The following is a 22,494-nucleotide window of genomic DNA, read 5'->3' on the forward strand; positions in this document are numbered from 1 at the left end:
CGTCGCGCAGGAGCCCGGGCGTCAGCGACGACGGTCGCCGCGATCGCCCTGGCCCGACTTCACGGCGCGCCTGGAATGGCGGCGGCGATCCTGCGCCAGCGAGCGGCCGACATCGTCGCTTTCCTTGAAGCGGCCCTTGCGCGTGCGGCGCACGTAGCGCTTGTCGGTGCCGGTATCGATCAACTCGCGCTTCGCCGCCGTCTTGCGGCGGGCGACCTTCTTCTTCGCAGCCTTCTTCTTCGCGCCCTTCGCGGCGGGCTTCTTCGTCGCGCTCTTCGCGGCGGTCTTCTTCTTGGCGACCTTCTTGCCGGCGACCTTCTTCTTCGCCGCCTTCTTCCTCACAGCCATGACGTCCTCCGGACTTCGTTGCGCCGCCGCGCAATCCGCGCGGGGCAGGCACACCAACGTCTGCTCGTGCAACTTCGTTGCGTGGACTGTAGATCGGTCCGATGGTCGACGCGCGAGTTGAAGGGCGCGGCTGCTAAAAACGAGCGCTTGCGTGGTACCGACCGCGACCTCGAAGGCGCGCGGACCATCTGGCAGAATGTTGATGAAGTCGATCGCGAGTCGGTGGAGGCATGATGAATCTCCCAGCGCGGATTCTTGGGGATCATCCGCTGCGGATGATCCGGGAGAGAGCGAATGCCGTCGGAGTGGACGTTCCGGCGTGGGTCTTTTCGGGCTTCACGACCAAGCTCCTGGCGGCCCCAGCATGAGCGTCCTGGGCAAGTGGCGCATCGTGGAGATGCCGGACTATACGGAGGACTATCCCGGCATGATGAGGCCGGCCTACATCCTGTTCGAGCCCACTCGCGGCGAGTTCGCCTTCGGCTGTGTGACCGGTGCCTTCGCCGGCGGAGACGACCACGACGGCGTCGAGTTCGACTGGGGCGGCAACGATGAAATGGACGAGGCCTGCGGCAATGGATGGGCCGAGCTGCAGTCCGACGGTACCCTCATCGGCGAGATCTGCTTCGACGGCGGCGATGAAGTCTCCTTCACCGCACGCCGATGGACCACTTCTTCAACAGCCTGCTAGAGAGGTAATGACGACAGCTTCGTACTCTTTCCTATAGGGAGCACGTGAAGGGACGGAGGGGTAAGCAGATTCATGAGTTCGAGCATCTCGGGCCACTTCCACAGGATGGAGGCCGCGATCTGATGCAATGGAGTTTTTTGGTACGCCGGCGCTAGGACAAAGCCATGCAGGCCAGCCGACCGAAGCGCTTGGCGTTCCGCTGGATTCTTGTGAAGTCGCGCGTCACCAGTGATGAAGCACCATGCGTCAGTGTCATTCTTCAGATGGTTCAGCCAATCGACGTCTGCGGTGTGTCGTCCGTTCGGGAGGCCGGGCACGTCCTTGATGTGAAGGGCCTGATGACCAGAGTGCCGAATGAATCCGTCGAGAGTAGACGCCACTGCTGGCGCCGTGTTGTTGTCGAAGAAGACTTTCACGCCATCGCGGCTTCGAAGCGGACAGCCCGCTTCACAGCCGCAACTGAAACGTCAAATGCAAGCGCGGCCTCTTGCTCGCCATCTATGGCCGCCGCAGCGGCCAAGCTGCGAGTTGGCACGCTCGTGTCGGCATCAATTGGTTGTCCAAATGAGCGAGCGGGATCGACGACGACGTGCTGCTGCTTCCCAAGAGGCCACCACATCGACGGCTCGCCGTCCTCGAAATCGACATCCCTTAGCAGAGGATCGATAACTTGCTTGAACTCGAACTGACGCCGAAACAGGTTCAGCAATTGCTCGCGGGGTTGTCCCTCGTCATCCGTTGACAGGATCTTGAAGAAGATTTCGCGACCATCAGTACGAAACCGGTAACTGGAAAGCGGCCGGTCTGTGCCAATGATCTCACTCGCGAGGGCAATACCGGCCCGAACTCGCTGCGGCGATAGCCCCTCTTGGATGAACCGGTTGGCGATGCGTGCCTCAAGCAGATCGCGAAAGCCGAGGAATATCTGCCCATCCGACAGATGGATTTGAGCGTTCCACAGCGGCGCATAAAAATGGGCACCGACTCTATGGCCCCGTACCCAGCGTGCGATTTTCTTCGCCGGTATGCGGAGCAGGCGGCCGGCTTCGGCCGCCGTATAGATTCCAATGCCAACCAGCTGCTCCTGCATAGGAATCATATAGCGCATCGGTCCGGACATCGGAACCAGAACGCTCACGCTGGATCTCGGTTTGCTTCTCTGGAAAAACCAAAGGGCCCAGCCGTTGCCGGCTGGGCCCTTGATCTTGGTGGAGCCAGGCGGGATCGAACCGCCGACCTCTACAATGCCATTGTAGCGCTCTCCCAGCTGAGCTATGGCCCCGAAATTCTGCCTGGGCGGCGGGAGGTATAATTGCTGCTCCTGCGACTGGCAACAGCCAGCAGCAGGGCCCGTCGCCTAGCGGTCGTTCTCTCCCTTGTCGTCCTCGACGTCGACCTCGACCTCGATGTCCTCGGTCTCGTCGCCGAGATCGTCGGTGTCCTCTATCGCCTCGTCGCCTTCGACATCGGGCAGCTCGTCACCGACCAGCGCCGCCTCGTCCGCCTTCTTCTTGGCAGCCTTGGCGGCAGCCGCGGCTGCCGCGGCGGAAGCGGCGGCCGTCGCCGCGGCGGCCGCGGCGCCACGCCCGCGGCGCACCTTCACGAAGTCCTCGCGATCGTGCTCGCGGCCGCATTTCGGGCACTTGATCGGGCCCTTGTTCAGGTCGTAGAAGCGCGCGCTGCAGCTCTGGCAGGTGCGCTTAGTACCCCAGCTCGCCTTGACCAACGCTCAAACTCCCGGGAATTCCGAAGGAAGGGGGCCGGAATCGGCCGCGAGGGGGGCGTATGTCACGCGTCTTTCACCCTGTCAAAACCAAATTCCGGCATGGTAGGAGCACCGTTCCTCGCGGCCCGACACCGGTTCGCAGGACGTGTGGGGGCGCCCGTCGCATTCCCGCCGCAATTCCCGGAGGGTGACCCTGTCCTCGAGAGCCCACTCGGCCAAGCTGATCGCCCGTCCGGTCGACCGTCTCGCGGGCCGCGTGCGCGCCCCCGGCGACAAGTCCGTGTCCCATCGCGCCCTGATGTTCGGTGCGCTCGCGCTGGGCGAGACCACGGTGCGCGGCCTGCTGGAGGCGGAGGACGTGCTGGCGACGGCGGCGGCGCTGCGCCAGCTCGGCGCCACCGTGACGCGCGAGCCCGCGGCCGGCCTGTGGCGGATACGCGGCTTCGGCGTCGGCGGCGCGCGCGAGCCCGCCGACGTGCTGGAGCTCGGCAATTCCGGGACCTCGGCGCGGCTTCTGTCGGGCATCCTGGCCAGCCATCCCTTCACCAGCTTCCTGACCGGCGACACCTCGCTGCGCCGCCGGCCCATGCAGCGGGTCATCGAGCCGCTGTCGCTCATGGGCGCGCGCTTCGAGAGCCGCGCCGGCGGGCGCCTGCCGCTGGCGGTGATCGGCACCGACGAGATGGTGCCGGTCGAGTACCGGCTGCCGGTGGCCTCGGCACAGGTGAAGAGCGCCATCCTGCTGGCCGGCCTCAACACCGCCGGCGAGACCACGGTGATCGAGCCGGAGGCGACCCGCGACCATACCGAGCGGCTGCTGCGCCACTTCGGCGCCGAGGTCCGCGAGGCGTCGGCCGAGCCCGGCGGCAAGCGCATCACCGTGGTCGGCTGGCCCGAGCTCACGGGCCGCGACGTCACGGTGCCGGGCGACCCGTCGTCGGCCGCCTTCGCGGTCGTGGCGGCGGCGATCCGCCCGGGAAGCGACGTCACGGTCGAGGGCGTCGGCATCAATCCCCTGCGCACGGGCCTGTTCGAGACCTTGCGCGAGATGGGCGCCGACATTGCCTTCGAGAATGCGGGCGAGCGGAGCGGCGAGCCGGTCGCCGACATCCGCGTGCGCGGCGGCCGGCTGGAGGGCGTCGAGGTGCCGGCCGACCGGGCGCCCCGCATGATCGACGAGTATCCCATCCTCGCCGCGGCGGCGGCCTGCGCCCGCGGCCCGACGCGCCTGCTGGGGCTGGGCGAGCTGCGCGCCAAGGAGAGCGACCGGCTGGCCGGCGTTTCGGCCGGGCTGCGGGCCAACGGCGTGGCTCACGAGACGGGCGCCGACTGGCTGATCGTCCATGGTGCCGGCGGCCCGCCGCCCGGCGGCGGGCTGGTCGAGACGCATCTCGACCATCGCATCGCCATGGCCTTCCTGGTGCTGGGGCTGGGGGCGCGCGATCCGGTCGCCGTCGACGATGCCTCGCCGATCGACACCAGCTTCCCCGGCTTCGCCAGCCTGATGAACACGCTCGGGGCCTCGATCGGCCCGGAGGCGGCGTGATGGCGCCCCTGCTGATCGCCATCGACGGCCCGGCCGCCTCGGGCAAGGGCACGCTGGCGCGCCGCCTGGCCGGCCATTTCGGCCTGCCCCATCTCGACACGGGCCTGCTCTACCGGGCCGTCGGCCGGATGGCCGAGCGGACCGGCGGGGACCCGGCAGCCATCGCCGCCGGTCTGACCGCCGCCGACCTGGCCGATCCGGCGCTGCGCGGCGACGATGCCGGCCAGGCCGCCTCGCGGGTCGCGGCGCTCGCCGAGGTCCGGGCCAACCTCTTGAAATTCCAACGGGAATTCTCACATCAGGCGTCCGGTGCCGTGCTCGACGGGCGCGACATCGGGACGGTCATCTGCCCCGAGGCGCCGGTGAAGCTGTTCGTGACCGCGAGCCTCTCGGCCCGCGCCGACCGACGGTACCGGGAGTTGCGCCAGCAGGGAGCCGACACTATAAGACCGCGCGTTCTTGCCGAGTTGGCGGAGCGGGACCGTCGCGACAGCGAACGGGCGGCTGCACCCCTGAAAGCCGCGCCCGATGCTTACCTTCTCGATACCAGCGACATGGATGCCGACGCGGCTTTCGCCGACGCTCTGGCCTTCATTCAGCGCAAGGGCTTTCGATCACCCGGACCTTAAGTCGCCGCCGGGCGGTCGCAGACTCCGACAGCGGCGACTGCGGACGGCACGGCCGGACGCGGTTTCAAAGGCATTGGATCCGCCGGACTTAACCGGTTGGCCGACGGGCGGCAGCGTTTCGCCCGGGATCGAGGAAGGAAGAGGTATTGAATGGCCAAGGGCAGCGCCCTGCGCAAACAGACGAACGACGCCGCCAGCGCGGAGTTCGCCGCACTACTCGACGAATCGCTGGGCGGTTCCTCGAGCTTCGAAGGCACGGTCGTCAAGGGCCGCGTCATTCGCATTGCCAATGATTTCGTCGTGGTCGATGTCGGGCTGAAGTCCGAGGGCCGCGTTCCCCTCCGCGAGTTCTCCAACGGCGGCACCCCCGCCGAGATCCGCGAGGGCGACACGGTCGACATCTTCGTCGACCGCATGGAGAACAAGGACGGCGAGGCCGTGCTGTCGCGCGACAAGGCGCGGCGCGAGGAGGCCTGGACCGTTCTCGAGAAGGCCTTCACCGACGGCGAACGCGTCAACGGCACGATCTTCGGCCGCGTGAAGGGCGGCTTCACGGTCGACCTGTCGGGCGCCGTGGCCTTCCTGCCGGGCAGCCAGGTCGACGTGCGCCCGGTGCGCGACGTCGGCCCGCTGATGGGCCAGGCCCAGCAGTTCGCCATCCTCAAGATGGACCGTCGCCGCGGCAACATCGTCGTGTCGCGCCGCGCCGTCATGGAGGAGACCCGCGCCGAGGACCGGACCCGCCTGATGGGCAACCTGTCCGAGGGCCAGGTGCTGGACGGCGTCGTCAAGAACATCACCGACTACGGCGCGTTCGTGGACCTGGGCGGCGTCGACGGCCTGCTGCACGTCACCGACATCGCCTGGAAGCGCATCAACCATCCGTCCGAGGCGCTGACCATCGGCCAGTCCGTCAAGGTGCAGGTCATCCGCTTCAACCCGGAGACCCAGCGCATCTCGCTCGGCATGAAGCAGCTGATGAGCGATCCGTGGGACGGCGCCGGCGCCAAGTACCCGGTCGGCCTGAAGCTCAAGGGCCGCGTCACCAACATCACCGACTACGGCGCCTTCGTGGAGCTGGAGCCGGGGGTCGAGGGCCTGGTGCACGTCTCGGAGATGAGCTGGACCAAGAAGAACGTCCACCCCGGCAAGATCGTGTCGACCTCCCAGGAGGTCGAGGTGATGGTGCTGGACGTCGACATGTCCAAGCGCCGCATCTCGCTCGGCCTGAAGCAGTGCATGGCCAACCCGTGGGAGAGCTTCGCCGACCAGTATCCGGCCGGCACCGAGCTCGACGGCGAGGTCCGCAACATCACCGAGTTCGGCCTGTTCGTCGGCCTGCCCGGCGACATCGACGGCATGGTCCACCTGTCCGACCTGTCGTGGGACAAGGCCGGCGACGAGGCCATCCGCGACTACAAGAAGGGCGACCCGGTCAAGGTCAAGGTCCTCGACGTCGACATCGACAAGGAGCGCATCTCGCTCGGCATCAAGCAGCTCGAGAACGATCCCTTCGAGAACGTCGGCAACGTCGCCAAGAAGGGCGACGTGGTCACCGTCATCGTGGCCGGCATCCAGGACAACGGCATCGACGTCACGGTGCAGGACGGCATCCCGGGCTTCATCCGCAAGTCCGAGCTCTCCCGCGACCGCTCGGAGCAGCGCCCGGACCGCTACGCCATCGGCGACAAGCTCGACGCCAAGATCACCAACATCGACCGCGCCTCGCGCCGGGTGGTGCTGTCGGTCAAGGCCCGCGAGCTCGACGAGGAGAAGAAGGCGATGGCCGATTTCGGCTCCTCCGACTCGGGCGCCAGCCTGGGCGACATCCTGGGCGCGGCGCTGAGCCGGGCCCAGAAGAAGGAAGAGGAAAACCAGTAAGCCGTCCCTCCGGACGACCTGCTAAGGCCGGCCCCTCGAGGGGCCGGCCTTTTTCGTGCCCGGCCGGCAGACCGATTGCGTTTTTCGTGCACGAATCGCCTCTGGGATGCCGGCACGCCGCCTTTCCGTTTTGATTCAAGGGCTTAGGCTTGAAGGAGGGTGCCTTTTCCGATATTGTCACGGCAATGACCAAGTCGGAGCTGATTGCTCGCCTGGCGGCCAAGAATCCCCATCTCTATCAAAGGGATGTCGAACGGATCGTGGCCACGGTCTTCGACGAGATCTCCAAGGCGCTGGCCAGCGGTCATCGCGTCGAGTTGCGCGGCTTCGGCGCCTTCTCCGTGAAGAAGCGCGAGCCGCGCACCGGCCGCAATCCGCGCACCGGCGAGCAGGTGGCGGTGGCGTCCAAGCGGGTGCCCTATTTCAAGACCGGCAAGGACCTGCGCGACCGCCTGAACAAGGAGGCGGTCAAGGCGGCCGGCCTCGCGCCGCCGGAGCCGGCCGACCAAGCGGACAAGGATTAGTCCCGCGACACGGGTGACAGGCGCCACCCTGAACCCTCGCCTCGAACGCCCGCGATATGCCAAGGTAGGGGCGTCATGAAGATCCTCGTTCGTGTCCTGTTCGTGCTGTTCCTGCTGATCGGCGTGCTGATCGCGGTGAGCAACAACCAGCCGGTCCAGCTCAGCCTGTGGCCGCTTCCCCATCTCGTGGTCATGCCGCTCTACCTGCTGGTGATCGGCATGCTGCTGCTGGGCGTCCTGGCGGGGCTCGGCATGGGCTGGTGGGCCGGCCGCCACCATCGCCGGAGGGCGCGCGCGGCCCGCGGCGAGGCCAACCGGCTGGCGCGCGAGGTGCAGCGCCTGCGCGACACGACCCCGGCGGCCGCGCCGGCCCCGGTTGCCCCGGCGCCGCGCGAGGCCATCCAGCGGCAGGCCGAACTGGTGGCGCCGGAACTGGCGGCCCCGCGGGCCTCGGGGCGCGGCCCCTTCTCGTGAGGATTCTCCCGGCCGCGGAGGTCGACGCGGCCCTCGACGACCTGGCGCTGATCGATCGCCTCGACGCGCTGTTCCGCGCCGGCTGCGAGATGCCGACGCGCCACCACCACACGATCGCCGCGCCCAACGGCGCCGGCTCGGCCGATGCCACGCTGCTGCTGATGCCGGCCTGGACTCGCGGGTCCTCCGCGGGGCCGGCGACGGGCCGCGTCGGCATCAAGGTCGTCACCGTCTTTCCCGACAACGGACGGCGGTCGCTGCCCTCGATCTACGGCCAGTACCTGCTGCTCGACGGAGCGACCGGGGCGCCGCTCGCCCTGCTCGACGGCACCATGCTGACCAAGCGGCGCACCGCCTGCGCCTCGGGGCTGGCCTCGCGCTACCTGTCGCGGCCCGACGCGCGCCGGCTGCTGGTGATCGGCACCGGTGCGCTGGCCCCGCAGCTCGCCCGCGTCCATGCCAGGGTCCGGCCGATCGAGGAGATCGTCGTGTGGGGACGCCGGCCGGAGGCAGCCGAAGCGCTCGCCGAGTCGCTGGCATCGAGCCTGCCGCCGGCGCTGGGGCGGCCCGTCACGGTCCGCGCCGCCACCGACCGCCAGCAGGCCGTGGCCGAGGCCGACATCGTGTCCTGCGCCACCCTGTCGAGCACGCCCCTGGTCGAGGGCGCTTGGCTGCGCGAGGGCCAGCATCTCGACCTCGTCGGCGCCTTCACGCCGCGGATGCGCGAGAGCGACGACCGGGCGGTGCAGCGCGCCCGGATCTACGTCGATACCCGCGCCGGGGCCCTGAAGGAGGGCGGCGACATCGTGCAGCCGCTGGCCAGCGGCGCGATCGGGGAGGGCGACGTCGTCGCCGACCTGTTCGAGCTCTGCCGCGGCGAGCGGCCGGGACGGGCAGCCGGCGACGCCACGTCCATCACCCTCTTCAAGTCGGTGGGCGCCGCCCTCGAGGACCTGGCCGCCGCCGAGCTCGCCGTCACGGCTCGATGAGGGCACCGGCGCTCTTCAGCGCCTCGATCTCCGTCTCGCTCAGCCCCGCCTCGGCCAGCACCCCGCGCGAATCGGCACCGAGCCGGGGCGCCATGCGCCGGATCGCGGGCGGCGTGCGGCTCATGCGCATCGGCGGCTCGACCATGGTGATCTCGCCCTCGCTGGGATGCGGGTACTTGCGGAAGAGCTGCCGCCACACGAGGTGGGGATCCTCGAACAGGTCGGCCGGCCGTGACACCGGCGCGTTGGGGATCTGCGCCTCGTCGAGGAGCCTCACCCATTCGGCCGTGGTTCGGGTGGGCGCCAGCGCCTCGACCATGCTGTACATGTCGTTGATGTGCAGCGAGCGCGCGTTCAGGGTCGAGTAGCGCGGGTCCTGCAGCACCTCGGGGCGGCCGACGATCTCGAAGAAGTTGCGCCAGTGCTTGTCGTTGTAGGGCAGGATCGCCATCCAGCCGTCGAGCGTGCGGAACGGCTTGCGGGTACGCGCCAGCAGGCGGGTGTAGCCGACCGCGCCCTCGTCGCTGAACGTCCGTTCCCACAGATGCTCGACCATCAGCCAGGCGGCCATGGTCTCGAACATCGGCACCTCGACGAACTGGCCCTCGCCGGTGCGCTGGCGGTGCATCAGGGCGGACAGGGTCGAGAAAGCAAAGGTGAGGCCCACCGTCTTGTCGGCCAGGATGGTCGGCGGATAGCGCGGCACGTCGTCCCCCGCCGCCTGGCCCATCAGGTCGGCGATGCCGAAGCGTGCCTGGATGGCATCGTCGTAGGCCGGCAGGCGTCCGTAGGGACCGTCGGCGGCATAGCCGTAGGCGCCGACATAGACGATGTCGGGCCTGATCTTGCGGATCGCCTCGTAGCCCAGCCCCAATCCCTCGATGGCCTGCGGCCGGAGCGCGTGCACGAAGGCGTCGGCGCCCGCAACCACCTTGAGCAGCGCCGCGCGCGCCGCCGGGCTCTTGAGGTCGAGGCAGAGCGAGCGCTTGTTGCGGTTCACGTAGAGATAAGTGGGACCCATGCCGGGCGTCTTCGCCGGCCGGCCGATGTGGCGCACCGCGTCGCCCTCCGGCGCCTCGACCTTGATGACGTCGGCACCCTGGTCGGCCAGCAGCATCGTGCCGTAGGGACCGAGGATGATGTTGGTCAGGTCGACGATCCTGATTCCTTCGAGCGCGCCCGGCATGTTCCTTCCCATTGCGTGACCCGAGACTGCCATTGCCTTGACGAGCCGTCACCGCCTCTGGCACTGCGGCGCAAAACACCGAGAGGAAACGATGGCCGCGCACCGACGCGGACGCGGCGTCGGCCGGCCGGCAACTGTCGCGTGCACGGGCCCATCAGCGAGTCAAGGGACGGCACGCACATTCACGGTCGGCGCTGCGGTTTATGAATCCGTTGTGAATCGCGCGCGGCCGGTGTAGCGAGGATCAAGCAAGGACGGGGGCGATGCGAAGCAACGTCGCGGGGAAACAGCAGGAGACAAGGTCGGCCTCGAGTCCGGCAGCGAGGCGGTACCGCATCGAGGATCAAGTCGGCTACCTGCTGCGACGGGCCCATCAGAGGGCATCGGCCATCTTCCAGGTCACGATCGGCGACCAGAACATCACGCCCACGCAGTACTCGAGCATGGTGAAGCTGCACGAGTACAACGAACTCTCGCAGAACCATCTCGGCCGCCTCGTCGGCATGGACAAGGCGACCATGCAGGGCGTCGTGCGCCGGCTGAAGGATCGCCAGCTCGTCGATTCGCGGCCCGATCCCGGCGATGCGCGCCGCACGCTGCTCAGCCTGACGAGCGAGGGCCAGCGGATGGTGAACAAGCTGCTGATCAACGGTCCCGCCGTGTCGCGCGAGACGCTGAAGCCGCTCACGGCCGCCGAACAGCGCCAGCTCCTCGAGCTCCTCTCGAAGATCGTCTGACGCGCCGCCGCCGCCGGGCGGCACGACTCCTCGTTGACTCGCGCGATGCCTGTGGCATCGTATGTGTACGAACGAATGGGTGCCTATCTCCGTCCCCGCCATCTTCAGGACGCGCTCAGTGCGCTCGCCCGACCGCACGCGGTGCTGGCGGGCGGCACCGACTTCCATCCCGCCCGGGTCGGCCGCGCAACCGACGAGGACGTGCTCGACATCGCCGGTATCGTCGAGCTGCACGGTATTTCCTCGACGGCCGACGGCTGGCGCCTCGGCGCCACCACCACCTGGAGCGAGCTCGTCGCGGCCGACCTGCCGCCGCTGTTCGACGGGCTGAAGCAGGCCGCGCGCGAGGTCGGCGGGCGGCAGATCCAGAACATCGGCACGCTGGCCGGCAACCTCTGCAACGCCTCGCCGGCCGCCGACGGCGTGCCCTGCCTGCTGGCCCTCGACGCCGAAGTCGAGATCGCCGGCGTGGCGCCGCGCCGCCTGCCGGTGTCGGCCTTCCTCACCGGCCCGCGCCGCACTTCCTTGGCGCCGGGCGAGCTGGTGGTGGCGCTCCACGTGCCGCGTCCGCGCCACGACACGCGAAGCGCCTTCCTGAAGCTGGGCGCCCGCCGCTACCTCGTGATCTCGATCGCCATGGCCTCGGCCGTGCTCGAGATCGCCGACGGGCGGATCGCGGCGGCGCGTGTCGCCGTCGGCGCCTGCTCGCCGGTCGCCGTGCGGCTGCCCGGCCTCGAGGCCGCCCTGGAGGGCGCGCCGGTCGACGGCGCGCTGGCCGACCGGGTCGACGCCGCGCATCTCGCGCCGCTCGCGCCCATCGACGATGTCCGCGGCAGCGCCGCCTACCGGAGCGACGCGGCGCTCACGCTGCTGCGCCGCCTGCTCGGCGGCTTCGCGCCATGACGGTGCGCTTTACCGTGAACGGCGCCGCCGCGACGTGGGAAGGTCCGCCGATCACCCGGCTGGCCGCTGCGCTGCGCGACGATCTCGGCCTCACCGGCACCAAGGTCGGCTGCGACGCCGGCGACTGCGGCGCCTGCACGGTCCTGCTCGACGGCTGCCAGGCCTGCTCCTGTCTCGTGGCGATGGGGCAGATGGAGGGCCGCACGGTCGAGACCGTCGAGGGCCTGGCCGGCGCCGACGGCACGCTGTCGCCGCTGCAGCGCTCGTTCCTGGCGCATGGCGCCGCCCAGTGCGGCATCTGCACGCCCGGCATGCTGATGGCGGCGGAGGAGCTGCTGCGCCGCGTCGCGGCGCCCAGCCGCGCCGAGGTCGAGGATGCGCTGGGCGGCGTGCTCTGCCGCTGCACCGGCTACGGCAAGATCGTCGCGGCCGTGATGGATGCCGCCCGGACCGCGCCGCCGGTGGCGCCCGCAGCGGGCACCGCCGTCGGCGCCCGTCTTGCCCGCGTCGACGGCGTTCCGAAGGTCACTGGCCGCGACGGGTTCGGCGCCGACGGCATCCCGGCCGACGCGCTGTGGATCCGCGTCGTGCGCTCGCCACATGCCCGCGCCCGCTTCGTCCTGGGCGATCTCGCGCCCTTGCGCCGCCGCCTCGCGGCCGTGCTGACGGCCGCCGACGTGCCGTCGAACGGCTACGGCATCTATCCCGACATCAAGGATCAGCCGGTGCTGGCCGACGGCCAGGTGCGCTACCGCGGCGAGGCCGTCGTGGCCCTGGTCGGCGCGCGCGACGTGGTGATGGCCATCCGCGACGACGAGGTGCCGATCGCCTGGACGCCCGAGCCGCCGGTGACGGGCATCGACGCCGCGACCGCCGACGGGGCGCCGCTGGTCCAGGAGGACCGGCCGCGCAACCTGCTGCTGGAGGGCGGCGTGCGCCGCGGCCGGCCGGCCGAGGCCTTCGCCGACTGCGCGGCGGTCGCCGAGGGCGTGTTCGAGACCGCCTTCGTCGAGCACGCCTATATCGAGCCGGAGGCCGGCTGGGCGCGGCGCGTCGGCGACCGGCTCGAGATCCACGCGACGACCCAGACGCCCTACATGGACCGCGACGAGATCGCGGGCGTGATGCGGCTGCGGCCCGAGGCGATCCGCATCGTGCCGACCGCGTGCGGCGGCGGCTTCGGCGGCAAGCTCGACCTCTCGGTGCAGCCGCTCCTCGCGCTCGCCGCCTGGACGCTGGGCCGGCCCGTGGCCTTCGTCTACACGCGGCCCGAGAGCATGGCGGCCTCGACCAAGCGCCATCCGGCGCGGGTCGCGGCGAAGTTCGGCTGCGACGCCAACGGCAGGCTGGTGGCCTGCGACGTCACCGCCACCTTCGACACCGGCGCCTACGCCTCCTGGGGGCCGACCGTCGCCAACCGCGTGCCCGTGCACGCGATGGGCCCCTATGCGGTGCCCAACGTGCGCACCTGGGGCGAGGCCTTCTTCACCAACGGCCCGCCGGCCGGCGCCTTCCGCGGCTTCGGCGTGCCGCAGGCCGCGATCGCCCACGAGGCGATGATGGACGCGCTGGCCGACCGGCTCGGCATGGACCGGCTGGAGTTCCGGCATCTCAATGCATTGCGGGCCGGCGATACGACGGCGACCGGCCAGACGCTCGCCCATTCGGCCGGCCTCGCCCAGTGCCTCGACGCGCTACGGCCGTCGTGGCGCGCCGCGCACGAGTCCGTCGCCGCCTTCAATGCCGCCGAAGCCGGGTGCGGTGGGCAGAAGCGGCGCGGCGTCGGCATCGGCTGCATGTGGTACGGCATCGGCAACACCTCGATGTCGAACCCCTCGCGCATGCGCATCGGCCTGTCGCCCGCCGGCACGCTGACGCTCTACAGCGGCGCGCTCGACATCGGGCAGGGCTCGAACACGATCATGACCCAGATCGCCGCCGATGCGCTGGGCCTCCCGGCGGCCGCGATCGTGCTGGTCACCGGCGACACCGATCTCACCCCGGACGCCGGCAAGACCTCAGCCTCGCGACAGACCTTCGTGTCCGGCCAGGCGGCCGAGCGCGCGGCGTCCGACCTGCGGCGCCAGATCCTGCGCCTGGCGAATGCCGGTCCCGATGCGCTGCTGTCGCTCGACGGCGCCACGGTGACGGTGCGCGACGGCGGCACGGTGCGCACCATCGACCTCGCAACGGCGGGGCCGCTGATGGGGGAGGGGACCTTCGATCCGCCGACCACGCCGCTCGACGCTGACGGGCAGGGCATCCCCTATGCGACCTATGCCTTCGCCGCCCAGACCGCCACGGTCGAGGTCGATCTCGATCTCGCCACGGTCAAGGTCCTGAAGATCGTGGCCGCCCACGATGTCGGCCGCGCCATCAACCCGACCCTGGTCGAGGGCCAGATCGAGGGCGGCATCGCGCAGGGGCTGGGCCTGGCGCTGATGGAGGAATATCTGCCGGGCCGCACCGAGAACTTGCACGACTATCTGGTGCCCACGATCGGCGACGTGCCGGAGATCGAGTGCCTGCTGATCGAGGATCGCGAGCCGCTCGGACCGTCGGGCGCCAAGGGCGTCGGCGAGCCCGGCCTGGTCCCGACCGCGCCCGCCATCCTGGGCGCCGTCCACCACGCCACCGGCATCCGCGCCACCCGCGTGCCGCTGCTGCCGCATCGCCTGCGGGAAGCGTTGCTGTCTTCTCCCATCCTTTCGGATTCCTCTCCCCCGCGAGGGGGAGAGGCTAGGAGAGGGGGCGACGGCGGGACTATCCCCCTCACCCAACCTCTCCCCCTGGCGGGGGAGAGGAGCAAGAGAGAGCGGGCGGCGCCGTCCGTGTCTTCCTCGGATTCCTCTCCCCGCGAGGCGGAGAGGAGCATGACAGCTGATGCTTCTTCCTCGGATTCCTCTCCCCCGTTAGGGGGAGAGGCTAGGAGAGGGGGCGACGGCGGGACTGTCCCCCTCACCCAACCTCTCCCCCTGGCGGGGGAGAGGAGCAAGAGAGAGCGGGCGGGACCTTCTGCTTCTTCCTCGGATTCCTCTCCCCCGCGAGGGGGAGAGGCGAGGAGAGGGGGCGATGACGGGCGCGTCGCATCGGAGGGAAGCCCATGAGCGACGACATCGCCCTCAGCGAGGCCGAGCGCGGCGCGGGCATCGTGCGCTGCGATGCCTGCCCGGTCCTGTGCCGCATCCGGCCGGGACGCGCCGGCGCCTGCGACCGCTACGCCAACGAGGACGGCAAGCTGGTCCGCGTCGATCCGCTGGTGCTGCTGGCCAGGCCCGACCTGGCGCGCGTCGCCTTCATCGAGGGCAGCGAGTCCTGGCGCGGCGAGCTTGGCCGCGGCGACGGCGCGTTCGTTACGGGAATCGGCGCCACCACGACCTATCCCGACTACAAGCCCGCCCCCTTCATCGTCTCGTCGACGCACGAGGGCGTCGACATGGTCACGGTCGTGACCGAGGGCATCTTCAGCTACTGCGGCACCAAGGTGAAGATCGACACCGACCGCTTCCTCGGGCCCGAGCAGGCCGCGGTGCGCGTCAAGGGCGAGGCGGTCGGCCATGTCACCACGGCCGAATACGGCTCGCAAATGCTGTCGCTGGGTGGCGTGCATCACCTGACCGGCGGCAGCAAGAAGGAAGGCGTCGTCACCTGCGACACGCTGCTGGCGCTGTGCAACCGCGAGCCCGTCGAGCTCGCGATCGACGGCGGCTCGACCGTCATCGTCCAGGCCGACCGGCCGCCGGTGGTCAACGGCGCGCGCGAGGAGCGCATGCGCGTCGGCTGCGGCTCGGCCGCCATCGGCATGTTCGCGCCGCAGTGGAAGGACCATGTCGACGAGGTGATCGTCGTCGACGACCACATCACCGGCGTGCTGAGCGAGCACCAGGGCGGCCGCTTCCTCGACATGAAGCCGGCCGGCATCCGCGTGCGCGGCCGCCGCTCGACGCCGGGCCGCTATTTCCAGGTCGCCGAGCCGGGGCTGGGCTGGGGCGGCACCAATGTCTCCGATCCGCTGGAGATCATCGACCGGATCGACCCGAAGCAGGCCTGGCCCGGCCTGCGGCTGCTGATGGTCTCGACCACCGGCGAGCATTCGGCCTGGTTCGAGCTCGACGGCGAGCTGCGGCCGCAACCGGCCGACATGCCCGACCCGGTGCGCCACGTCGTCGAGCGCATCGCCGAGAACTGCGAGCCGGCGCTCTGCACGGTGATGTTCATGGCCGGCGCCGGCGGCTCGCTGCGCGCCGGCGTCACCGAGAACCCGGTGCGGCTGACGCGCTCGGTGCGCGATGCGCTGACCAAGGTCACGCTGGGCGGCGTGCCGGCCTATGTCTGGCCGGGCGGCGGCATCACCCTGATGGTCGACGTGGCGAAGATGCCGGAGAAGTCGTTCGGCTACGTGCCGACGCCGGCGCTGGTGGCGCCGATCGAGTTCACCCTGCGCGCCGAGGACTATGCGGCGCTCGGCGGCTACGCCTCGCGCGCCGTCACCCTCGAGGACGTGCTGCGCGGCCACAAGGTGCGGCTCGACCCGTCTCGGGAAGAGGGGGGCGAACCGTGAGCGCGGTCGCCGCCCGCCTGGCCGACGGCCGCCTGCACCTGCAGCACGGGCCGATCGACCTGGTGATCGAGGCCTTCGGCGCATCGTCGGAGGTCGAGCGTGCCTACGGCCAGGCAGTCGACCGCTTCGCCGACATCCTGCCGACGCTGGTGCGCGAGCTGCCGGTCCTGCGCCGTCCGGTCGGTGACGCCTATCCATTGCTGCAGGGTCCGGTCGCGCGCCGCATGGCCGAGGCGGTGTGGCCGCATCGCGCCGTCTTCGTCACGCCCATGGCCGCCGTCGCCGGCGCCGTGGCCGACGAGATGCTGCAGGCGCTGGTGGCCGGCCGCACGCTCGACAAGGCCTATGTCAACGACGGCGGCGACATCGCCCTGCACCTGACGCCGGGCCACGCGCTGCGCGCGGGCCTTTTCGTGTCGGCCCTCGACGGCGTGGCGCGCCTCGCCCACGGGCAGCCGTCGCGCGGCATCGCCACCTCGGGCCGCGGCGGCCGCTCCTTCTCGCGCGGCATCGCCGATTCGGCCACCGTGCTGGCCCGGACCGCGGCCGCAGCGGATGCCGCCGCGACCCTGATCGCCAATGCGGTGGACTGCGATCATCCTGCCATCGAGCGCCGTCCGGCCCGCGACCTCGATCCCGACAGCGACCTGGGCGACCTCGCCGTGACCGTTTCCGTCGGCCCCTTGCCCGAGGCGGCGGTTGCCGGGGCGCTGGACCGCGGTGCCGTCGAAGCGCGCCGCCTGCGCAACCGCGGCCTGATCGATGGCGCCGCGCTGTCGCTGCGCGGCCAGTGGCGCCTCGTTGTTGAGTCGCAGCTCCCCTTCGTCTCGACCGAGGGCCACGGGCCCGAGTGGAGAGACCTTCTTTCCACGACAAGCCGCTTCTCGGGAGAAGCAGGGACGCTCCCCGCGAAGGCACGCCACAGTCTCCAGCTGGACAGGGTCGTCGAATGACCGAGCCCACCGACCCAGGAGAAGGCAATGAGCCGAAACTGGCGACGCTGCGTGCCGCGTTTGACGAGGGCGACGAAAGCGGTCCGGCGACGCCTTTCGATTTCGAGGCGTTCATTGCCGCGAAGCGTCGAGATTGCCAACCTTCCGACACGGGTCATGGTGATGGCACGGCGCTTGCCGGGACGAGGAAGCGATGAGCGATTCCCTGGATGCCGCGATGGCGGCGCTCGATGCCTACATGGACGGGCTCAACCGCGGCGACGAGGCGGCGGTCAACGCCGCCTGCAATTTCCCCCACGTGCGGCTGGCTGGCGGCAAGGTCGCGGTCTGGCACGATCGTGGCGACTACAGGCTGGACGATTTCCGGGCGCGCGCCGGCGAGGGCTGGGCGCGCAGCCAGTGGGACGAGCGCACGCCGATCCATGTCGGGGCCGACAAGGTCCATCTCAAGGTGGCGTTCAGCCGCTACAAGGCCGACGGCACGCTGATCGGCCGTTTCGAGACGATCTACATCGTGACCCGTCAGGACGGGCGCTGGGGCATTCAGGCGCGGTCGTCTTTCGCGTCCTGACGGCTTGTCGTGGAAGGGGCCGCCTCGGTAGGGTCGGCCAAGGGTTGTTTCATGGAGGGGAACAGATGCTGACGCGCAATCACCTGCTGTCCGGCGCCGCGGCGCTGGCGGCGCTCGCGCTTGCCGGGCCGGCCGGCGCCCAGGCGCCGATCAAGCTCGGCGAGCTCAACAGCTACAAGGTCTTCCCGGCCTTCCTCGAACCCTACAAGAAGGGCTGGGAGCTGGCGGTCGAGGAGGTCAATGCGGCGGGCGGCGTGCTCGGCCGCAAGATCGAGGTCGTGAGCCGCGACGACAACGGCAATCCGGGCGAGGCGGTGCGCGTCGCCGAGGAGCTGCTGAGCCGCGAGGGCGTGGCGATGCTGATCGGCACCTTCCCCTCGAACGTCGGCCTGGCGGTCTCCGACTTCGCCAAGCAGCGCAAGGTCCTGTTCATCGCCGCCGAGCCGCTGACCGACAAGATGGTGTGGGACGCCGGCAACGCCTACACGTTCCGCCTGCGCACCTCGACCTACATGCAGACGGCGATGCTGATCCCCGATGCGGTCAAGGTGAACAAGAAGCGCTGGGCCATCGTCTATCCGAACTACGAGTACGGCCAGTCGGCCACGGCGGCCTTCAAGAAGCTGCTCAAGGCCAAGCAGCCCGACGTCGAATTCGTCGCCGAGCAGGCCACCCCGCTCGGCAAGATCGACGCCGGCGCCGTCACCCAGGCCCTGGCCGACGCCAAGCCCGAGGCGATCTTCTCCTCGCTGTTCGGCCCCGACCTCGCCAAGTTCGTGCGCGAGGGCCAGCAGCGCGGCATCTTCAAGGGCATTCCGGTGTTCAACCTGCTGGCCGGCGAGCCCGAGTATCTCGACCCGCTGAAGGAGGAGGCGCCCGAGGGCTGGTACGTCACCGGCTATCCCTGGAGCGAGATCAAGACGCCGGAGCACACCAAGTTCCTCAACGCCTACCAGGCCAAGTACAAGGACTATCCGCGGCTGGGCTCGGTGGTCGGCTACGCGGCCATCATGTCGGCCGTCGAGGCGATCAGGAAGGCAGGCTCGCTCGACCAGGACAAGCTGATCGCCGCCGCCGCCGGCCTCAAGGTGCTGACCCCGTTCGGCATGATCGAGTACCGCGCGCTCGACCACCAGTCGACGATGGGCGCCTATGTCGGCCGCATCGGCGTCAAGGACGGCAAGGGCTACATGAAGGACTGGCGCTTCGTCGAAGGCAGCGACGCCCTGCCGCCGGACGACGAGGTCAGGAGGATGAGGCCGAAGAATTGAGAGACGGCGACTCTGTTCAAGCGCCCTTCAAGCTCCTCTCCCCCGCCAGGGGGAGAGGTTGGGTGAGGGGGCTGGTCCCGTCGGTGCCCCCTCACCTGGCCTCTCCCCCGAGCGGGGGAGAGGAACATGAGGAACGTATCAACGACGGTCTTCACGACCTCTCGTGACCTTCGCCTCGCTCATCATCCAGCTCCTGAACGGGCTGGCGTCTGCGGCGTCGTTGTTCCTGGTGTCGGCCGGCCTGTCGCTGATCTTCGGCGTCACGCGCATCGTCAACTTCGCCCACGGCTCGCTCTACATGCTGGGCCTCTACGGCGCCTACACGCTGATCGAGACGCTGGGGCGGACGCCGCTCGGCTTCTGGTCGTCGGTCGTGCTGGCGGCGCTCTGCGTCGGCCTGGTCGGCGTCGCGATCGAGACCGTGATCCTGCGGCGCATCTACCGCGCGCCCGAGCTCTTCCAGCTGCTGGCCACCTTCGCCGTCGTCCTGGTGATCAAGGACGTCGCGCTGGCCGTCTGGGGCGCCGAGGACCTGGTCGGCCCGCGCGCGCCCGGCCTGTCGATGGCGGTCGAGATCCTGGGCCGCCGCATCCCGGCCTACGATCTGGTGCTGATCGCCATCGGCCCGGTCGTCCTGCTGGCGCTCTGGCTGCTGCTGAAGCGCACGCGCTGGGGCGCGCTGGTGCGGGCCGCCACCCAGGACCGCGAGATGGTGGCGGCGCTGGGCGTCGACCAGGCCTGGCTGTTCACCTCGGTGTTCTTCGTGGGCGCCGTCCTGGCAGGCCTGGGCGGCGCGCTGCAGATCCCGCGCGAGCCGGCCAACCTCGACCTCGACCTCGCCGTCATCGCCGACGCCTTCGTGGTCACGGTGGTGGGCGGGCTGGGCAGCATCGGCGGCGCCTTCCTGGCCGCCATCCTGATCGGCGTCGCCAAGGCGCTGTGCATCGGGCTCGGCACCGTCGATCTCCTGGGCGTCGAGATCGCCTTCCCCAAGCTCACCCTTGTGGTCGAGTTCCTGATCATGGCCGTCGTGCTGGTGGCCCGGCCGTTCGGCCTGCTCGGCAAGCCGCCCGCCCAGCAGCGCCTCGCCGCCGACCCCGCGCCGCCGCTCACGGTGCCGTCCTGGACCTTCGTGCTGGTCTGGCTGGTCGTGCTGGCGGCCGTGCCGCTGATCGCCGACCGCTACGTCACCATCCTGCTGACCGACATCTTCTGCTTCGCGCTGTTCGCGGCCAGCCTGCACTTCATCATGGGGCCGGCCGGCATGGTGTCGTTCGGCCATGCCGCCTATTTCGGGCTCGGCGCCTACGCCGCCGGCCTCCTGCTGAAGCGCGCTGGCCTGCCGATGGAGGCCGCGCTCGTGCTGGCGCCGCTGGCGGCCGGCGCCTTCGCCGTCGTCTACGGCTGGTTCTGCGTCCGCCTGTCGGGCGTCTACCTCGCCATGCTGACGCTCGCCTTCGCGCAGATTTCCTGGTCGATCGTCTTCCAGTGGGATTCGCTCACCGGCGGCAGCAACGGCATCTTCGGCATCTGGCCGGCCGGCTGGCTCGCCTCCAAGACCGTCTACTACTACCTGACGCTGGCCTGCTGCGGCCTCGGCATCGCGCTCCTGTGGCGGGCGCTGTTCTCGCCCTTCGGCTACGCGCTGCGTGCCGGCCGCGATTCGCCGCTGCGCGCCGAGGCGATCGGCATCGACCTGCGCGGCTTCCAGTGGATGGCCTTCGTGCTGGTCGGCACGGTCGCGGGCCTGGCCGGCGCGGTCTACGCCTTCTCCAAGGGCAGCATCTCGCCGGCCACGATCTCGATCGCCCAGTCGACCGATGGGCTGGTCATGGTGCTGCTGGGCGGCGTCGATACCTTGACCGGCCCGCTGGTCGGCGCCGGCCTGTTCACCTGGCTGCGGGACGAGGTCGCCCGCCGCACCGAGTTCTGGCGGGCCGTGATCGGGCTGGTGATCCTGCTGATCGTGCTGCTCTTCCCGCAGGGCCTGGTCGGCGGGCTGAAGGCGCTGGTCGCGCGCGTGCGGGAGCAGCGGGCATGAGCGCGGTGCTGCAGGTCGAGGGGCTGCACAAGTCGTTCGGCGGCGTGCAGGCGGTGGCCGACGTCTCCTTCGCCATCGACGCCGGCGAGCTGCTGGCGCTGATCGGCCCCAACGGCGCGGGCAAGAGCACCTGCTTCAACATGCTGAACGGCCAGCTCGCGCCGGACGGCGGGATCGTGCGCCTCGCGGGCCGCGACATCGTGGGCTTGAGGCCGCGCGCCATCTGGCGCCTGGGTGTCGGCCGCACCTTCCAGATCACCGCCACCTTCGTCTCGCTGACCGTGCGCGAGAACGTGCAGATGGCGCTCTATTCCCACGCCGGCCGGCTGGGCTCCCTGCTGGCGCGCTTCGGCCGCGCCTTCCGTGCCGAGGCCGACGGGCTGCTGGAGCAGGTCGGCATGCTCGACCAGGCGGAGCGGCCGTGCGGCGTACTGGCCTATGGCGACCTGAAGCGCGTCGAGCTCGCCATGGCGCTGGCCAACCAGCCGCGCCTGCTGCTGATGGACGAGCCGACGGCCGGCATGGCGCCCCGGGAGCGCGTCGCTCTCATGGAGCTCGCCGCCGGGCTGGCCCGGGCGCGCCGCATCGCCGTGCTGTTCACCGAGCACGACATGGACGTGGTGTTCGGCCAGGCCGACCGCATCATCGTGCTCGACCGCGGCCAGCTCATCGCCGGCGGCACGCCGGCCGAGGTCCGCGCCGATCCCCGGGTGCAGGCCGTCTATCTCGGGAGCGCCCACTGATGCTCTCGGTCCGCGACCTCCACGCCTATTACGGCCGGGCCCACATCCTGCACGGCGTCTCGCTGGAGGCGCGCGCGGGCGAGGTGGTGGCGCTGCTCGGCCGCAACGGCGCCGGCAAGTCGACGGTGATGAAGTCCGTCATGGGCCTGGTGCCGCCGGCGGCCGGCGAAGTCGCCTTCGAGGGCCGGCGCATCGAGCGCTTGCCGACCCATCGCATCGCCCGGCTGGGCCTGGGCTACGTGCCCGAGGAGCGCCGCATCTTCACCGAGCTCAGCGTCGTCGAGAATCTCGCGGTCGGGCGCCAGCCGGTGCGGCCCGGCACGCCGGCCTGGACCGAGGACAGGCTCTTCGCGCTCTTTCCCAACCTCGGCGCCATGCGCGAGCGGCCGGGCGGGCGCATGTCGGGCGGCGAGCAGCAGATGCTCACCATCGCCCGCACCCTGATGGGCAACCCCCGCTGCGTGCTGCTCGACGAGCCGTCGGAGGGGCTGGCGCCCATCATCGTCGAGCAGATGGCCCGCTCGATCCGCGCGCTGAAGGGCGAGGGGCTCTGCGTGGTGCTGAGCGAGCAGAATCTGCATTTCTCCCAGGCGGTGGCCGACCGCGCCTACATCATCGAGAAGGGCCAGATCCGCTTCGGCGGCTCGATGGCCGAGCTCGCGGCCGACGCCTCCCTCCGTGAACAGTACCTGTCGGTGTGATGGATCCTCTTCGTCTTCC

The 22,494-nt window shown here is 70.1% G+C and carries 23 protein-coding genes and 1 tRNA gene; 18 read left to right on the top strand and 6 right to left on the bottom strand.

Features of this window, described 5'->3' with window-relative positions:
• Window positions 1-21 precede the first annotated feature (21 nt).
• Window positions 22-348, bottom strand: a complete 327-nt coding sequence (locus ACO073_RS08095; protein WP_421997426.1) for a hypothetical protein — start codon at window positions 346-348, stop codon at window positions 22-24.
• A gap of 364 nt (window positions 349-712) precedes the next feature.
• Between ACO073_RS08095 and ACO073_RS08100 the strand changes: the two genes are divergently transcribed.
• Entirely contained in the window at window positions 713-1,039 is a 327-nt protein-coding gene (locus tag ACO073_RS08100) for a hypothetical protein (protein WP_421996655.1), read from the top strand.
• Here the strand turns inward: ACO073_RS08100 and ACO073_RS08105 are convergent.
• From ACO073_RS08105 to ACO073_RS08120, 4 genes are all read right to left on the bottom strand, one after another.
• Window positions 1,036-1,455 (bottom strand): hypothetical protein, encoded by a 420-nt coding sequence (locus ACO073_RS08105; protein WP_421996657.1) that lies wholly within the window; start codon window positions 1,453-1,455, stop codon window positions 1,036-1,038. The two genes, ACO073_RS08100 and ACO073_RS08105, sit on opposite strands and share 4 nt — an antisense overlap.
• Window positions 1,452-2,177, bottom strand: coding sequence for a hypothetical protein (locus ACO073_RS08110; RefSeq protein ID WP_421996658.1), 726 nt, complete (start codon window positions 2,175-2,177; stop codon window positions 1,452-1,454). The genes ACO073_RS08105 and ACO073_RS08110 overlap by 4 nt, the downstream gene beginning before the upstream one ends.
• Before the next feature lie 68 nt (window positions 2,178-2,245).
• Window positions 2,246-2,321: transfer RNA gene (locus ACO073_RS08115), tRNA-Ala, on the bottom strand.
• 75 nt (window positions 2,322-2,396) lie between these two features.
• Window positions 2,397-2,765, bottom strand: coding sequence for a TIGR02300 family protein (locus ACO073_RS08120; RefSeq protein ID WP_421996659.1), 369 nt, complete (start codon window positions 2,763-2,765; stop codon window positions 2,397-2,399).
• Window positions 2,766-2,958: 193 nt separating this feature from the next.
• Between ACO073_RS08120 and aroA the strand changes: the two genes are divergently transcribed.
• The 6 genes from aroA to ACO073_RS08150 all read left to right on the top strand — a co-directional run bounded on the left by aroA (window position 2,959) and on the right by ACO073_RS08150 (window position 8,808).
• Complete coding sequence (gene aroA / locus ACO073_RS08125) at window positions 2,959-4,311, top strand: 3-phosphoshikimate 1-carboxyvinyltransferase (RefSeq protein ID WP_421997411.1); 1,353 nt, start codon at window positions 2,959-2,961, stop codon at window positions 4,309-4,311.
• A complete protein-coding gene (locus ACO073_RS08130; RefSeq protein ID WP_421996660.1) occupies window positions 4,311-4,940 on the top strand; it encodes a (d)CMP kinase in 630 nt (209 codons plus the stop codon). The genes aroA and ACO073_RS08130 overlap by 1 nt, the downstream gene beginning before the upstream one ends.
• Window positions 4,941-5,090: 150 nt before the next feature.
• Window positions 5,091-6,821 carry a 30S ribosomal protein S1 gene (gene rpsA / locus ACO073_RS08135; RefSeq protein ID WP_421996662.1) on the top strand — a complete coding sequence of 577 codons (1,731 nt, stop codon included), beginning with the start codon at window positions 5,091-5,093 and terminating at the stop codon, window positions 6,819-6,821.
• Window positions 6,822-7,006: 185 nt separating this feature from the next.
• Window positions 7,007-7,345 carry an integration host factor subunit beta gene (ihfB, locus tag ACO073_RS08140; protein ID WP_421996664.1) on the top strand — a complete coding sequence of 113 codons (339 nt, stop codon included), beginning with the start codon at window positions 7,007-7,009 and terminating at the stop codon, window positions 7,343-7,345.
• 75 nt (window positions 7,346-7,420) lie between these two features.
• Entirely contained in the window at window positions 7,421-7,819 is a 399-nt protein-coding gene (locus ACO073_RS08145) for a lipopolysaccharide assembly protein LapA domain-containing protein (protein ID WP_421996665.1), read from the top strand.
• The gene (locus tag ACO073_RS08150) at window positions 7,816-8,808 is read left to right on the top strand and encodes an ornithine cyclodeaminase family protein (RefSeq protein ID WP_421996666.1); all 993 of its coding nucleotides are present in this window, start codon (window positions 7,816-7,818) and stop codon (window positions 8,806-8,808) included. The genes ACO073_RS08145 and ACO073_RS08150 overlap by 4 nt, the downstream gene beginning before the upstream one ends.
• Here the strand turns inward: ACO073_RS08150 and ACO073_RS08155 are convergent.
• Complete coding sequence (locus ACO073_RS08155; protein WP_421996667.1) at window positions 8,795-9,994, bottom strand: CaiB/BaiF CoA transferase family protein; 1,200 nt, start codon at window positions 9,992-9,994, stop codon at window positions 8,795-8,797. The two genes, ACO073_RS08150 and ACO073_RS08155, sit on opposite strands and share 14 nt — an antisense overlap.
• A gap of 263 nt (window positions 9,995-10,257) precedes the next feature.
• Here ACO073_RS08155 and ACO073_RS08160 point away from each other — a divergent pair, with 263 nt between their 5' ends.
• The 11 genes from ACO073_RS08160 (at window position 10,258) to ACO073_RS08210 (ending at window position 22,475) form a co-directional block, all read left to right on the top strand.
• Window positions 10,258-10,731 carry a MarR family winged helix-turn-helix transcriptional regulator gene (locus ACO073_RS08160; RefSeq protein WP_421996669.1) on the top strand — a complete coding sequence of 158 codons (474 nt, stop codon included), beginning with the start codon at window positions 10,258-10,260 and terminating at the stop codon, window positions 10,729-10,731.
• 75 nt (window positions 10,732-10,806) lie between these two features.
• Entirely contained in the window at window positions 10,807-11,634 is an 828-nt protein-coding gene (locus ACO073_RS08165) for an FAD binding domain-containing protein (protein ID WP_421996670.1), read from the top strand.
• Window positions 11,631-14,741 (top strand): molybdopterin-dependent oxidoreductase, encoded by a 3,111-nt coding sequence (locus ACO073_RS08170; RefSeq protein WP_421996671.1) that lies wholly within the window; start codon window positions 11,631-11,633, stop codon window positions 14,739-14,741. The genes ACO073_RS08165 and ACO073_RS08170 overlap by 4 nt, the downstream gene beginning before the upstream one ends.
• On the top strand, window positions 14,738-16,195 hold the full coding sequence (locus ACO073_RS08175; RefSeq protein WP_421996672.1) for a 6-hydroxynicotinate reductase: 1,458 nt from the start codon (window positions 14,738-14,740) through the stop codon (window positions 16,193-16,195). Before ACO073_RS08170 ends, ACO073_RS08175 begins: the two co-directional genes overlap by 4 nt.
• Window positions 16,192-17,148, top strand: coding sequence for a UPF0280 family protein (locus ACO073_RS08180; RefSeq protein WP_421996673.1), 957 nt, complete (start codon window positions 16,192-16,194; stop codon window positions 17,146-17,148). The genes ACO073_RS08175 and ACO073_RS08180 overlap by 4 nt, the downstream gene beginning before the upstream one ends.
• Window positions 17,145-17,345 carry a type II toxin-antitoxin system ParD family antitoxin gene (locus tag ACO073_RS08185; RefSeq protein WP_421996674.1) on the top strand — a complete coding sequence of 67 codons (201 nt, stop codon included), beginning with the start codon at window positions 17,145-17,147 and terminating at the stop codon, window positions 17,343-17,345. The genes ACO073_RS08180 and ACO073_RS08185 overlap by 4 nt, the downstream gene beginning before the upstream one ends.
• Window positions 17,342-17,719 carry a hypothetical protein gene (locus ACO073_RS08190; protein WP_421996676.1) on the top strand — a complete coding sequence of 126 codons (378 nt, stop codon included), beginning with the start codon at window positions 17,342-17,344 and terminating at the stop codon, window positions 17,717-17,719. The genes ACO073_RS08185 and ACO073_RS08190 overlap by 4 nt, the downstream gene beginning before the upstream one ends.
• Before the next feature lie 65 nt (window positions 17,720-17,784).
• Window positions 17,785-18,990 carry an ABC transporter substrate-binding protein gene (locus ACO073_RS08195; RefSeq protein ID WP_421996677.1) on the top strand — a complete coding sequence of 402 codons (1,206 nt, stop codon included), beginning with the start codon at window positions 17,785-17,787 and terminating at the stop codon, window positions 18,988-18,990.
• A 163-nt stretch (window positions 18,991-19,153) separates the two neighbouring features.
• Complete coding sequence (locus ACO073_RS08200) at window positions 19,154-21,031, top strand: ABC transporter permease (RefSeq protein WP_421996678.1); 1,878 nt, start codon at window positions 19,154-19,156, stop codon at window positions 21,029-21,031.
• Window positions 21,028-21,774 carry an ABC transporter ATP-binding protein gene (locus ACO073_RS08205; protein ID WP_421996679.1) on the top strand — a complete coding sequence of 249 codons (747 nt, stop codon included), beginning with the start codon at window positions 21,028-21,030 and terminating at the stop codon, window positions 21,772-21,774. The genes ACO073_RS08200 and ACO073_RS08205 overlap by 4 nt, the downstream gene beginning before the upstream one ends.
• Window positions 21,771-22,475: an ABC transporter ATP-binding protein gene (locus ACO073_RS08210; protein WP_421997413.1), complete on the top strand. Its 705-nt coding sequence runs from the start codon at window positions 21,771-21,773 to the stop codon at window positions 22,473-22,475. Before ACO073_RS08205 ends, ACO073_RS08210 begins: the two co-directional genes overlap by 4 nt.
• Window positions 22,476-22,494: the final 19 nt, after the last annotated feature.

Source organism: Reyranella sp., assembly GCF_965229815.1.
Classification (GTDB): Bacteria; Pseudomonadota; Alphaproteobacteria; order Reyranellales; family Reyranellaceae; genus Reyranella.